A 13,923-nucleotide genomic window follows, 5' to 3' on the forward strand; every position below is an offset into this window, starting at 1 on the left:
TAGATGGGGGATTTTCCCTATTTAAACAATAACCAAATTCTTAGCATCAATAAGCCCACCAAAAACGTAGAAAAAATCATAAAAACTAGTTCCGATGCTGGTAAATAATAAGCTTGAAAATAAAAAACCTCAACCTGCCGAATATAATAATAAAGTTGTAAACCAAGCACAAAAGCTGTTAAAAGAATGATAACAGGCAAAATGTTTAGTCCATAAATAATCCAACCCAAATTATAAATCAGCACCAGACAAGTAGGAAGCAAAATGATCGCCAAGTTTAAGGGCCAATGTTCAAAATATTTTAAATAAGATCGGAAATAGCGATTGATGACGATAACCATCAGGATGGCAATCCCATACATTACTACTTCTGCAAAAGTTAAATTGGCACTTGGCATGATTCTTGCCTCCTCTCATTTAGAATACTTATAGTGTACCAAATTCATGCTGAAATGCACATAGAACCTAATAAAAAACCACTCACAAATGTAAGTGGTTCAGGTTCAAGTAAATTATTTCAAGAAATCAAAAATATGCATCCAAGTGTCACGATTGAGTACTTCCCAAAAATGTCCTCCACCCATTACAGCATATCCAATAAAAAGCCCTAAAATAAATAAGAGAATAAAACAAACTAAAAAAAGAATAAACTTACCTATACTTTTCAAAATTTGCTTCAATAAGGGATACTCTAAATAATCAGTATCTGTCATATCTTCCTACTCCTATCTAACTCCCCCAGATTCGACGCCAAAATTTAGTCCAAAAACGGCGACGTTTCTGCTTCTTGGACGGTGGGGTTCGGTCTAATTTGCCACTGGTAATCCATTCTAACATGATTCCCGTTCCAATCGCTACAGCACTCATCGGTTGATCAGCGGGCACAACGGTCACCTTCAAATATTCACTCAACATCTGATCCAAATCTTGAATCAAGGCACCTCCACCTGTTAATACAATACCACGATCATATACATCTGCTGTAATTTCAGGTGGCGCTTGTTCTAACACACGACGTATGGCTCGTGAAATTTGATTAATCTGCTCATCCAAAGCATCATGCAAGTCATTGGAATTTACATTTATAGCTTTGGGAAGACCCGTTACAAGGTCCCGACCCTTTACTTCCGTATTTTTAGCCTGAGCGGGATCTTGCTTAATCGCCGAAGCAACTGCCTTTTTAACTTTTTCAGCTGATTGAATCCCAATGAGTAACTGATAATGATCCTTAAAATATTGGACAATCGACTCATCAAAATCATCACCAGCGATCTTAATAGAATCGGCAAACAGAATTTCTCCATTCGCCATAATCGCTATATCTGTTGTCCCTCCACCGATATCAACTACCATGCTTCCAGCTGGACCTAACACATCCAGACCAGATCCCACAGCAGCTACCAAGGGTTCGGGTTCTATAAAAACTCTGCCTGACGAGACTTTCTGAACAGCCTCATAAAGTGATAACTGTTCAATCTCACTGATATTGGTAGGCGTTGAAATCAAAACGTTCAATCGCCGTAAACCTCGATGAATGTTTAAACGCTTAAAGAACAAAACCAACATTGCTTCGGTTAAGTCATAATCAGAAATCACTCCCCCTTTTAGGGGTTGAACAACTTCAATCGATTCTGGCGTTCTTCCTCGCATCTCATAAGCTTCACGACCAACTGAGATTACTTCTTGACTTCTAGCGTCAACAGCAACAACTGCAGGTTCATTAAAGATAATCCCCCGCCCTTTTAGATGGATTAAGACATTCGCAGTACCTAAATCAATTCCGATATCTCTGCTCATGTTGATCCGTTCCTTTATTAGGAATTAAGCATATACAGCTGTTTGAGCTGTTTGCTTAGGCGGTTTAATCGGTTGAATGTTCACCCGTTCAATATTTGCACCGAGACCTGCCAATTTATCATGGAACTGATAGTAACCACGATCAAGATATTTCAGTTCAGACACACGCGTCAATCCTTTGGCACAAAGACCTGCGATGATCAAGGCTGCAGCAGCTCGAAGGTCAGTAGCCTTCACCTGTGCACCACTCAAATCCGAAGGGCCGTACATCACCACCGTTTGACGCTCAATCTTAAATTGCGCACTCATACGACGTAACTCTTCGAAATGCATGAAGCGATTCTCAAAAACTGTTTCATTTAAAGCGGAATCTCCATCTGCCAACAACTGCGCAATCGACATTTGGGCTTGCATATCCGTTGGGAATCCAGGATATGGCATTGTCTTAATATCTGTTGCCTTTAAACGACTAGGGCCTATCACTCGGACAGAATCTTCATAAATTTCAAAGATAGTCCCCATTTCCTGTAACTTATTAATCAATGGCTTGTTATGCTTAGCAATCGCTCCTTCAATCACGACGTCACCTTGTGTAACAGCAGCAGCCACCATAAAAGTTCCAGCTTCAATTCGGTCAGGAATAATGGAATAAGTCACTCCAATTAATTTATCGACTCCTTCAATACGAATCGTTTCAGATCCTGCTCCTGAGATTTTTGCTCCCATTGCATTTAAGAAGTCAGCTAGATCCACAATCTCTGGTTCACGAGCAACGTTCTCAAGGATGGTAACTCCTTCTGCCATCACAGCAGCCATCATAATATTTTCAGTTGCTCCCACACTTGGGAAATCTAAGTAAATTTCAGTTCCCACTAAACGGTCGGCTGTTGCCTCAACATAACCCGCTGTCGTTGTAATCTCAGCTCCAAGCGCCTTAAAGCCTTTTAAATGTAAATCAATGGGACGTGTTCCAATCGCACATCCACCAGGCATCGCTACTCGTGCATGGCCATAACGAGCTAACATAGGCCCCATTACGACAATTGAGGCACGCATTTTACTAACAAAATCATAATCTGCCATCGTTAAGACTTTTCCGCTAGCATCCAATGTCATTTCATTCGTTAATTCATTAAAATTTGTGGTGACCTTAATATTCGTTAAAAGCTCATTCATTGTAAACACATCAGATAAAACTGGAACATTACTTAGATGTGTTTGACCTTCAGAAGCTAAAATAGAAGCTGCTAGAATGGGTAATACAGCATTCTTTGCACCCTCAACACGAACTGTACCCTCCAAACGGCTGCCACCTTGTACAATTATCTCTTCCATTATTAAATTAATCCCCTTTTTGAGTTAACCGTTTTGGAGCGGACGGTCAACTGACACACTTTGATTAGAGAAAGATTGCATACAAAATTTGTTGCAAAATTTCAATGATTGTAATAAAGAATGAACTAGTCATATATCCCACACTAATGCTTAGAATGAGACAAAGCATCCGGTCCATCGTTTGATGATTGGGATGTAAAAACTTGCGCCAATTGACCTTTGACAAAGTAAAATAGGCAACAGTTACAAATAGAATGTGAATCATTAGTACTGCCATACCATTTACGATTGCTAGCATTCTATCCAACCTTTCTAGTTCTATTACATCATAGCATAAAAAAAAATGAAGTAAAATCATTATATCAAAAAAACAGATGACAAAGCGTCATATTTCTTTGACACTTTGTCATCTATCAACACTTAAACGATTTTATAACAGTCCAATTACATTTAAATGATTTTTTTACAAATCATTGACAAGTTTTTATTGAGGCGCCTGACGATAGTAACGTCGATGGTGATCAATTTCTGCTAAATAAAAGCGTCCGGCTTCTACGGTCACAGGATACTCTACCTTCTCATCTGATTGTGTTAGCTTTTCTTGATAGATTTCTTCATATTCTTGAATTGACAATTTTTGACGATCACCAAAAAGATCCTGGAGGGCACGAATTTCAATAGCATCTTGATAACCTGGTTGAAGTTGACCAAATAATAATTCCGCGACTGCACCTGACCCATATGAGAACAAACCAACATGATCTCCTGCTGATAAGTTACGATCGTTAATCAAGAGCGAAAGGAGACACAGATAGAGGGACCCTGTATAGATATTTCCCACATGACGACTAAAAATGGTTCCCGCATCATAATGTTCTTCCCATTGATCCAGTTTAGATAGAATCACTTGAGAACCTTCTTTGTCAACTAAGTGGTCTCGATATGCCTTAATCGCCTTACGTCCCATCTTAGTAAAAGGTAAATGAAAGGCCAGAGCTTCTATAGACCCTACACTTTCGGGCAAGCGACGAGAAGCCTCTTCCATCACCTCAATAAAGGTTTGATTGTATAATTGGGTTGAAAATCGTCCCTCTACCATAGGATAATCTGCATATTGAGGACGCCAAAAATCAAACTGATTATTCGTAAAACCAATGCTTTCCTGCTCAATCGCTAAGATAGCCGGATTGGCTGTAATTAACATAGCAATTGCTCCAGCCCCTTGAGTCGATTCTCCGCCTGTATTTAGACCATAACGCGCAATATCCGTCATAATCACTAAAACTTTACGATCTGGTCGCAAACGCACATAATCCGCTGCAGACTGGAGAGCAGCTGTTCCAGCATAACAGGCCTCTTTTACTTCATACGATTTGGCAAAAGGATTAATCTTTAACGCTTCATGAACATAAGTCGAAGCTGCCTTAGAATAATCAAAAGCCGATTCGGTGGCGACAATCACCTGGTCAATCAATTCACGGTCTTGATCTTTCACAATGGGAGCTGCTGCATTAATCGCTAATACCACAATATCTTGCATGGCATCTGTTACAGCCATCTGATTTTGGCCAATTCCGATTGTAAATTTTGCAGGATCTACCCCTCTCGCTTTGGCTAGCTCCTCCATCTCAATATATTGAGGAGGAATATATAAATTAATACGATCTATTCCAACTAATTGTTCCATTCTTACCTCCCAGAAACTTTCTTTAACGTAAATGCTATTATCTTATGAATGACGGATTTTGTCTAGTAATTCTATTGCAACATCTCGATTATATGTTTTTTTCTGTCGAAGTAATTGGACCAAAGTCTCAACTTCTTCAGAACGTGCTCCGACTTGAATGGCCAAAGAGCGCGCTTGCAGAGCCATATGACCTTTTTGAATGCCATCCGTCACCAAAGCTTTGAGTGCAGAGAAATTCTGAGCCAAACCGACAGCTCCTATGATCTCTGCTAATTCCTTACCGGTTGGATCTCCCAAAAGTTCTAAAGACCACTGAGCTCCTGGATGCATTCCCAGGGTCCCTCCTACTGTTGCGACTTGAAGCGGTAAAACCATTTCTCCAATTAAATGTTGTGGGTCCTCTGATAGAGTCCATTGACTCAGCGCTTGATAAGATCCCTCTCTACTCGCATAAGCATGCAGACCCGCCTCTACCGCTCGCCAATCATTCCCCGTTGCGAGCAAAACAGCATCCACCCCATTCATAATTCCTTTATTATGAGTCACCGCTCGATAAGGATCTAAATGGGCATATTCGCTGGCCCGGGTTATGGCATCAGCAATTTTCGCCGCTTTTTTATTCGATAAATCTAATCGAGAAATGGGCATTTCCGCTCTGACCTTAACGAGAGAATCGGGACTATAATTAGATAAAATCGCCATCAAAACTTGACCTTGACTATCCGCTTCGATGACCGGACTCAAGGCTTCCAAAACCGTATTCAAGGCGTTAGCCCCCATCGCATCACAGGGGTCGAAAGCAATATAATAAGAACAATAAGACGTAGTCGCTCCTAAGAATTCTGCTAAGCGGATACCACGAGGACCTCCTCCACGCTTTACCATACTCTGAGATGCCTGTCTGGCAATGTCCATCCATTTCTCCTGATGTTGATCAAGTAACAATTGGGCTTGTTGATGCCTCAATCCCGTCAAGATAATCTGACCTTCCAGCTGTTTTTGTTCCATTTCCGCCTGAATATCCCCTAAAAACTTAGCCCCATTCGAAGCAGCAGCAACCACACTGGGTTCTTCAACTACCATTGGAACAACATATTCACGCTGATTAATAAGGAAATTCATGGCCAAGCCTAAAGGCAGATCATAGGTGAAAACAAAGTTTTCGATCATCTGATTAGCAAGATCATCCCTCAAAATTGGTGGCTGAAAATCCTTAGCTTGAAAGTCTGATAGAATCTGCCTTCTCTCCTCAAGCGTTCGACGGTAAAACTTAGAAAAATTCATTCTGATCCTCCTTAAAGCAAACTACACATGGTAAGTCTTAACGACTTCCATGTGTAGGTCAATGTTATTACTAAATCCATCTATTTTGTTCCAAAAATACGGTCTCCTGCATCACCAAGTCCTGGTAGGATATAGCCATTCTCATCTAAACGTTCATCCAGAGCTGCTGTAAAAATATCGACAGTTGGAAAAGCTTCTTGTAAGGCTTTAACCCCTTCAGGTGCTGCAACTAGGCAGACAAAAGTGATATGATTCACATCTACACCATATTTTTCTGTTAACTGGGTAAGAGCTGAAATAGCAGACCCTCCCGTCGCTAACATTGGATCCACAACAAAAACTTGTCTTTCACTAATATCAAGAGGTAATTTTGCAAAATATTCCACAATTTCTAATGTCTCATGCTCACGGTATAAACCAATATGTCCCACACGCGCTGCAGGTACTAAACTCGTAATCCCGTCAACCATTCCTAAACCGGCACGTAAAATCGGCACAATCGCCATTTTCTTACCGGCAATTTGTTTTTGGCTCGTTTTCACGAGAGGTGTTTCAATTTCCACTTCTTCTAAAGGTAAATCACGTGTGATTTCGTAAGCCATTAACATCGCAATTTCATTCGTTACTTCACGAAACACCTTAGTAGAGGTATCTTTATCACGAATAATTGTTAACTTATGCTGGATCAGTGGGTGGTCTACAACCGTCAATTTTGCCATTATTTTTCCTCCTAATAGTCTTAAGTTTTAGTGATAAGCATTAAGTGGTTTGTCTGCTACAATGGCTTCTGCTTGTTGACGAAGAGCTGGTAATTCTGATTCATCAGCCAGTAGTGCCTTAACAAGAATTTCTGCAATTTCACGTGCTTGGTCTTCCTTGATACCGCGTGAAGTAATCGCTGGAGAACCTACACGAATACCAGATGTTTCCACAAATGAACGTTGATCATTTGGAATAGAATTCTTATTCACGGTGATTGCCACTTCTTCTAAGCGCTCTTGTGCCCATTTACCAGAAATATCAAGTTTAGATAAGTCTAATAACATGACATGATTATCTGTACCACCAGAAATCACGCGTAAATCACTCTCATTAAAGACATCAGCCATTGCTTGTGCATTCTTAATCACTTGTGCTGCATATTCCTTGAATTCAGGTTGAAGCGCTTCACCAAAAGCAACTGCTTTAGCAGCAATTACATGTTCTAAAGGACCACCTTGAATACCAGGGAAAATGGCACTATTTAACTTTTTAGCATATTCTTCCTTAGCTGTCAAGATCATTCCGCCACGAGGACCACGTAAAGTCTTATGTGTAGTAGTGGTTACGACGTCTGCATATGGCATTGGATTTGGATGTAAACCAGCTGCTACTAATCCAGCAATATGCGCCATATCTACCATTAGAATTGCTCCAACTTCTTGAGCGATTTTGCTAATTCTTTCAAAATCAATGATCCGTGAATAAGCACTCGCTCCAGCAATAATCATTTTTGGTTTTACTTCACGCGCTGTTTTTTCTAGTGCATCATAGTCGATTTGTTCTGTTTCTGGATCAACTCCATAAGCATACATATCGTAAGATTGCCCTGAGAAGTTGACTGGAGATCCATGAGTTAAGTGTCCCCCTTGTGAAAGATCCATTCCTAATACCTTATCACCAGGTTCTAAGAAAGCACGGTAAACCGCTAAGTTAGCACTTGAGCCAGAATGCGGCTGAACATTTACATATTTCGCTCCAAATAATTCTTTGGCACGATCAATGGCTAATTGTTCCAATACATCTACAAATTCGCATCCACCATAATAACGTTTACCAGGATAACCTTCTGCATATTTATTCGTCAGAACAGATCCTTGAACTTTCATTACGTCCTCTGAAACAAAGTTTTCAGAAGCAATCAACTCGATACCATGTGTCTGGCGTTGACGTTCCTTCTCAATCAAGTCAAAAACTTCTGCATTTATTTCTGTCATCTAAATAACCTCCACAATATATTTTATATACAACCTAAGTTGCATGGTTATTATAGCACAATTGAAGACGCTTTCGTAACCCTATTTATAAAAGCGCTTGCTTTTTCACTATTTTCTAATCCTTGTACATAGATTTTATCGCAATTAGTTCGCTCCAAATAGCGCAGACCGGCATACAGGTTTCTGGTTGCATTCCGAATATCCTCCGCCTCTCCCCAAGAATAAGTTGCCACTACTTGAGGCAGCGAAGATAAGTTTTCCACTAAATCTTCTCCTGCTAAAAGGCCAATTTTATCTGATACTTCACCAATATGTTCTTGCCATTCTTGAACTGTCCAAGGAGATGCTACATAGACCACAGGTTGCTTAGGACTATAATGAGAATATTTCACTCCTGGCGAGGCAACCTCTAAATGACTCAACTGCGTCGCCTCAGATAGATAATTTGCTGAAATTCCTAACTCTTCAATCATCGATTTCGTAATCATCCCAGGTCGCAAGATATCAACTTGTCCATCATGAGGATAAACAACAGTTGATTCAACCCCAATCTCTGTCAAATCCGTCTCAGCCGCCAAAACACCCGCAATCAACCCCTTGAAATCAGCTAGGATATGCTCCACACTCGTGGGCGAAGGTTTCGTCGAGAGATTAGCAGAAGGTCCCACTAAAGGCAAATGAGTCTTCCGAATAAGCTCTAATGCCAATGCATTGTTTGGCATACGGATCGCGACCGTCGTTTTCCCTCCTGTCACATTATCTGCAACTGCACCCGACTTAAGAGGAAAAATAATCGTCAAAGGCCCAGGCCAAAAGTGATCCATTAATTGGATTGCTAGGTCTGATACTTCCTCCACCAGTTCCTCTAACTGCTGGCGATCTGCAATATGAACGATCAAGGGATTATCACTTGGCCGTCCCTTCGCTTCAAAAACCTTTGCGACAGCGCTTGCTTGATCGGCTCTAGCTCCTAAACCATATACCGTTTCTGTAGGAAAAGCGACCAGCTCACCCTCTTGTAGCAATTGAGCAGCTCGATCAATTCCGTCACGATTAAAAATAATAGTTTCCATTCTATTTCCACTCCTTTCGTCTGTCGACACATAGATAACGATCTTTACCCAAATAATCTTGTTCGACCCAAATTTTTGCTTGAGGTAAAGCCTTTTGAAATAGCTCAATCAAAGCGGACCCTTGACGATATCCAATCTCAAATAAGGCTTGTCCGTCCACCGCTAAATACTGAGGTAATGCCTGAGCAATCCCCCGATAAATCGCAAGCCCATCCTGTTCAGCAAAGAGAGCCATAGACGGTTCATACTTCTTCACACTCATATCCATAACATCTAATTCTTCTTCCCCAATATAGGGTGGATTTGAAACAATCACATCAAACTGCTTTTCTGGATCCAATTCTTGAAAAAGATCTGATTGAATAAAACGAATTTCCAAGTGACGGGCTTCGGCATTCGCCTTCGCTACTTGCAAAGCTTCAGTACTTAGATCAGAAGCCCATATTTCCATTTCAGGAAATGCTTTCTTCAATTCAATGGCAATAATGCCGGTTCCCGTTCCAATGTCTAATACTCTCTGAGAGGCTTCCCCATCTTCAAGAACCTTCAAGGCCCTTTCAACTAGACCTTGGGTTTCTTCACGTGGGATCAAAGTGGCAGGCGTCACCTGATAACGGTCTCCCATAAAATAAGCATAACCTGAAATATACTGAATAGGCTCATGATTAATTAAACGCAAAAGAGCATCCTGATAGCGTTGAATTCGTTCTTCATCCTGAATTTGGTGTAGCTGACTAACCAATTGTGTCAGATCCCAATCAAATAAGTACATCCAATAATTTCGAGCCAAATCGCCATCCCAATCATGTTGATTCAAAAAAAATGAAGCCTCTCTAAGCGCTTCATTTAAAGTGATATTTGTCCTATCCTTGAGAGCCATTTAACTCCTCCAATTTTTGCGTTTGATCATATAATACCAGAGCATCCACGATCTCATGAATATTCCCTTGCATAATCGAATCTAATTGCTGAATCGTTAAACCAATCCGATGATCCGTCACTCGATTTTGCGGATAATTATAAGTTCTAATCCGTTCAGAACGATCCCCTGTTCCAACTGCTAGTTTACGCTCAGAGTCAAAAGCTTCTTGCTTCTCTGATTGCAAGGCATCATAAACACGTGTCCTCAAAACTTTCATTGCTTTCTCACGGTTTTTTAACTGGGAACGCTCATCTTGCATCGCTACCACAATTCCTGTAGGTTCATGAGTCATTCGGACTGCCGAAGCGGTCTTATTAACATGTTGTCCCCCTGCTCCAGAAGCATGGTAAATATCCACACGAATATCATTCTCATCTAAATCGAAATCAAGCTCTTCTTGTTCTGGCATCACGACAACCGTAGCCGTTGAAGTATGAACCCGACCTTGTGACTCCGTCTCAGGGACGCGTTGAACACGGTGTGCCCCATTCTCAAATTTCAATTTGGAATAAACCTTCTGTCCCGTAATCATAATGGTCACTTCTTTGTAACCCCCAATACCTGTAATATTGGCGGTCATTACCTCAACCTTCCAACCTTGAGATTCAGCATAACGGGTATACATATTTAGAAGATCGCCAGCAAACAATTGAGCCTCATCGCCCCCTGCAGCTCCCCGAATTTCCATGATAATATTCTTACCATCATTTGGATCTTCAGGAATCATCATCAATTTGATCTCATCTTCCAAACTTTCTCTCTCAGATTTCAAATCGCCTAATTCAATTTTAGCTAGGTCTGCCATTTCAGGATCAAGATTTTCAGCCAATAGTTCTTCTGTGTCCTCTATTTCACTTACAACTTGCTTATAACGCTTGATCTTCTCTACTTTTGGTCGTAAATCGGACTCTTCAATCGATAATTCACGCAAACGGTTGGAATCCGAAATAACTTCTGGGTCACTCATTAATTCAATGACTTCATCAAAACGAAATATTAAATGATCTAACTGTTCAAACATACATATCTCCTCTACTTCAATCTATCCTTAGTCAATTTTACCTGGTTTCTGGTAGCAACGACGGCAAACTGGTAAGTAGGCTTCATTGCCTCCAATTTGAATTTGTTCTCCTTCATACACTGGTTTCCCATTTGAAAAACGCAAATTCATCGTAGCCTTCTTATGACAAAACCAACAAATTGTTTTAATCTCTTCAATCTTGTCCGCATATAAGAGTAAATACTTAGAGCCCTCAAACAATTCATTTGTAAAATCATTTTTTAAGCCAAAGGCCATAACCGGTATGTTCAATTCATCCACCACTCGTGCCAATTCAATAATGTGATGCTTTTTAAGAAATTGTGCTTCATCGATTAGAATACAAAACAATTTTTCTTCTTGAGCAGAAGCTGCGATCATCTCAAACAAATTATCCTTATCTTCTACTGGAATTGCACTTCGATTAAAGCCTGTTCTTGAAGAAACCGTTCCAATTCCCTCCCGATTATCCAGAGCCGATGTATAAATTTTAACAGCCTTATTTTGCTCTTCATAATTATGGGCAACTTTAATAATTTCAATCGACTTGCCCGAATTCATTGCGCCATATTTAAAGTAAAATTGTGCCATGTGCTGACTCCTTACTCTTATTTACTTTCAACCTATTAATAATATTGCAAAATCAAATCAGCGTCAACTATCCAGTTTAATCAGCCTTTATGCCTATTCTATCATAGAGTCGCGAGGGTCAAAAGTGATTCTTGCTTTTCATTCCTTGAAATGACTGATAAAATAGAGTTTGATTTTTATAGCGATATACATAACGAGGTGGAAAGAATGTCATTACGTAGTCAATTAGCCATTAGCGTTGGTAAGGCAAGCCGCTGGTTCTTAACTAACTTTACCAAAGGCGGATCCTCCCTACCAGGAAAACTCGCCCTTAACTTAGATCCCCAAATTTTAGCGACACTCAGTCAAAATTACCAAGTGGTAGTGATCACCGGAACAAACGGAAAAACCTTAACCACAGCCTTAACGGTGGAAGCCTTAAAAGAAGCTTACCCCTATGTCCTAACTAATCCTTCAGGCTCAAACATGCGTCAAGGAATTGTTTCCACTTTCCTCAATGCTCCTAAAATGCATCAAGGAGAAAAAGGGATTGCTGTTCTTGAAGTGGATGAAGGCTCATTAAAACATGTGGTGGAAGCCTTAGCACCGGATTACTTTGTCTTTACTAATGTCTTTCGTGACCAACTAGACCGATTCGGGGAAATTCACACCATTTACCAGCTCATGACAGATGCCGCAAGAAAAGTACCTACCGCCAAAATCATTGCGAACGGTGACCTACCCATGTTCCATTCGGTTGACCTACCTAACGAAGAAGTCTACTTCGGATTCAATCATGAGGAGGCCAGTGAAGTCGTTCCTCATTACAATACGGATGGTCTGCTTTGTCCGAAATGTGACCATGTGTTAGCTTATCATTTATTAACCTATGCCAACTTAGGACATTTCTATTGTCCGGAATGTGGATTTGAACGTCCTGCGCTCTCTTACCAAGTGGATGAGATCCAAGAAGAAGCTTTGACTCACTCTGATTTCACAATTGATGGGCACCCTTTCCATCTACCTGTTGCTGGAAAGTATAACCTCTATAATGCCTTAGCGGCATATTCAGTTGCCAAAGAATTAGGACTCAACGTTGAACAAATCCGTTCTGGCTTTGAGAAAGCTCAAAGAGTCTTCGGTCGCCAAGAAAGCTTTGAAATTAACGGTAAAAAAGTCCTTTTAAATCTCGTCAAAAATCCTGTTGGATTAGATCAAGTCTTGTCCTTGATCGGTTTAGATTCAGAACCTTTTACTCTAGTGGCGATTCTCAATAACCAGTATGCTGACGGCACAGATGTGTCTTGGATTTGGGATGGGAACTTTGAACAAATAAAGAACTTCCCTGTTAAAGCCGCCATTACTGCAGGATCTAAAGCCGAAGAAATGACAAAACGTCTAACAGTTGCGGGCCTACCAGCAGAACAAATTAAACAGGTTGATGATTTATCTGATGTGATAGAAACGATTAAACAGTCTGAAACGGAACATGTTCACATCCTAGCAACCTATACGGCTATGCTTCAATTAAGAGAAGCTTTAACCAAGTCAGGCTATCTTAAAGCGATCAAGGAGGGATAAGATGAAACGAATTAGGATTGGTCATCTCTATGGCAATCTACTCAATACCTATGGAGATAATGGCAATCTATTAATGCTTCAATACATTGCTAAACAGAAAGGCTACGAGACAGAAAGTCAAGTTATTTCCATTGGTGATCATTTTGATCCTGATGCTTATGATTTAGTCTTTTTCGGTGGAGGTCAGGACTATGAACAAAAGGTGATTTCCAAGCAAATTCATGAAATACATGATGGCATCCAATCCTATATCGAAAACAAAGGCGTTCTGCTCGCTATCTGCGGAGGCTACCAACTACTCGGCCATTATTACGTCAACACAGCAGGAGAAAAGCTCCCCGGCTTAGGCGTCTTAGACCATTATACCGAAAGACAAATTAATCACCGCTTTACAGGGGATGTCACAATTTATTCAGAATATTTCCAGCAAGAACTATACGGCTTCGAGAATCACAACGGCGTGACCCATCTAGGTTCCCAAGTAAAACCATTCGGAAAAGTTCTAAACGGCTATGGCAACAATGGCCAAGATCAAACTGAAGGCGCTCACTACCTGAACACTTTCTGTTCCTACTTCCATGGCCCGCTTCTCGTGCGTAATACCTGGTTAGCTGACAAACTAATTGACTTGACCCTCAAGCAATTACAAGAGAAATAAA

15 protein-coding genes are annotated in these 13,923 nt (G+C 40.6%); 2 read left to right on the forward strand and 13 right to left on the reverse strand.

Annotated elements, in window-relative coordinates; genetic code table 11:
- Positions 1-17: 17 nt before the first annotated feature.
- The 13 genes from HZY91_RS02100 to HZY91_RS02160 form a co-directional block, all read right to left on the reverse strand.
- Positions 18-398, reverse strand: a complete 381-nt coding sequence (locus HZY91_RS02100) for a hypothetical protein (protein WP_197114211.1) — start codon at positions 396-398, stop codon at positions 18-20.
- A gap of 114 nt (positions 399-512) precedes the next feature.
- Positions 513-713 carry a DNA-directed RNA polymerase subunit beta gene (locus tag HZY91_RS02105; protein WP_197114213.1) on the reverse strand — a complete coding sequence of 67 codons (201 nt, stop codon included), beginning with the start codon at positions 711-713 and terminating at the stop codon, positions 513-515.
- Between the two features lie 16 nt (positions 714-729).
- Entirely contained in the window at positions 730-1,797 is a 1,068-nt protein-coding gene (locus HZY91_RS02110; protein ID WP_197114215.1) for a rod shape-determining protein, read from the reverse strand.
- 24 nt (positions 1,798-1,821) lie between these two features.
- Positions 1,822-3,132: a UDP-N-acetylglucosamine 1-carboxyvinyltransferase gene (murA, locus tag HZY91_RS02115; protein ID WP_197114217.1), complete on the reverse strand. Its 1,311-nt coding sequence runs from the start codon at positions 3,130-3,132 to the stop codon at positions 1,822-1,824.
- A gap of 64 nt (positions 3,133-3,196) precedes the next feature.
- Positions 3,197-3,430: a DUF1146 family protein gene (locus HZY91_RS02120; protein ID WP_197114219.1), complete on the reverse strand. Its 234-nt coding sequence runs from the start codon at positions 3,428-3,430 to the stop codon at positions 3,197-3,199.
- A gap of 186 nt (positions 3,431-3,616) precedes the next feature.
- The gene (locus tag HZY91_RS02125) at positions 3,617-4,819 is read right to left on the reverse strand and encodes a hydroxymethylglutaryl-CoA synthase (protein ID WP_197114221.1); all 1,203 of its coding nucleotides are present in this window, start codon (positions 4,817-4,819) and stop codon (positions 3,617-3,619) included.
- Positions 4,820-4,861: 42 nt separating this feature from the next.
- A complete protein-coding gene (locus tag HZY91_RS02130) occupies positions 4,862-6,103 on the reverse strand; it encodes a hydroxymethylglutaryl-CoA reductase, degradative (RefSeq protein ID WP_197114223.1) in 1,242 nt (413 codons plus the stop codon).
- A gap of 80 nt (positions 6,104-6,183) precedes the next feature.
- Complete coding sequence (upp, locus tag HZY91_RS02135; protein WP_197114225.1) at positions 6,184-6,822, reverse strand: uracil phosphoribosyltransferase; 639 nt, start codon at positions 6,820-6,822, stop codon at positions 6,184-6,186.
- Between the two features lie 27 nt (positions 6,823-6,849).
- Positions 6,850-8,079 (reverse strand): serine hydroxymethyltransferase, encoded by a 1,230-nt coding sequence (glyA, locus tag HZY91_RS02140; protein ID WP_197114227.1) that lies wholly within the window; start codon positions 8,077-8,079, stop codon positions 6,850-6,852.
- Between the two features lie 50 nt (positions 8,080-8,129).
- Complete coding sequence (locus HZY91_RS02145) at positions 8,130-9,152, reverse strand: L-threonylcarbamoyladenylate synthase (RefSeq protein WP_197114229.1); 1,023 nt, start codon at positions 9,150-9,152, stop codon at positions 8,130-8,132.
- A 1-nt stretch (position 9,153) separates the two neighbouring features.
- A complete protein-coding gene (gene prmC, locus HZY91_RS02150; RefSeq protein WP_197114231.1) occupies positions 9,154-10,032 on the reverse strand; it encodes a peptide chain release factor N(5)-glutamine methyltransferase in 879 nt (292 codons plus the stop codon).
- Positions 10,016-11,095: a peptide chain release factor 1 gene (gene prfA, locus HZY91_RS02155; RefSeq protein WP_197114233.1), complete on the reverse strand. Its 1,080-nt coding sequence runs from the start codon at positions 11,093-11,095 to the stop codon at positions 10,016-10,018. The genes prmC and prfA overlap by 17 nt, the downstream gene beginning before the upstream one ends.
- A gap of 27 nt (positions 11,096-11,122) precedes the next feature.
- The gene (locus HZY91_RS02160; RefSeq protein WP_197114235.1) at positions 11,123-11,704 is read right to left on the reverse strand and encodes a thymidine kinase; all 582 of its coding nucleotides are present in this window, start codon (positions 11,702-11,704) and stop codon (positions 11,123-11,125) included.
- Positions 11,705-11,911: 207 nt separating this feature from the next.
- Here HZY91_RS02160 and HZY91_RS02165 point away from each other — a divergent pair, with 207 nt between their 5' ends.
- Complete coding sequence (locus tag HZY91_RS02165; RefSeq protein ID WP_197114237.1) at positions 11,912-13,264, forward strand: Mur ligase family protein; 1,353 nt, start codon at positions 11,912-11,914, stop codon at positions 13,262-13,264.
- Between the two features lies 1 nt (position 13,265).
- Positions 13,266-13,922 carry a type 1 glutamine amidotransferase gene (locus HZY91_RS02170; protein WP_197114239.1) on the forward strand — a complete coding sequence of 219 codons (657 nt, stop codon included), beginning with the start codon at positions 13,266-13,268 and terminating at the stop codon, positions 13,920-13,922.
- The last annotated feature ends 1 nt before the right edge of the window (position 13,923 follow it).

Origin of the sequence: Facklamia lactis, assembly GCF_015863205.1 — a bacterium.
In the GTDB taxonomy this organism is placed as follows: Bacteria; Bacillota; Bacilli; order Lactobacillales; family Aerococcaceae; genus Facklamia; species Facklamia lactis.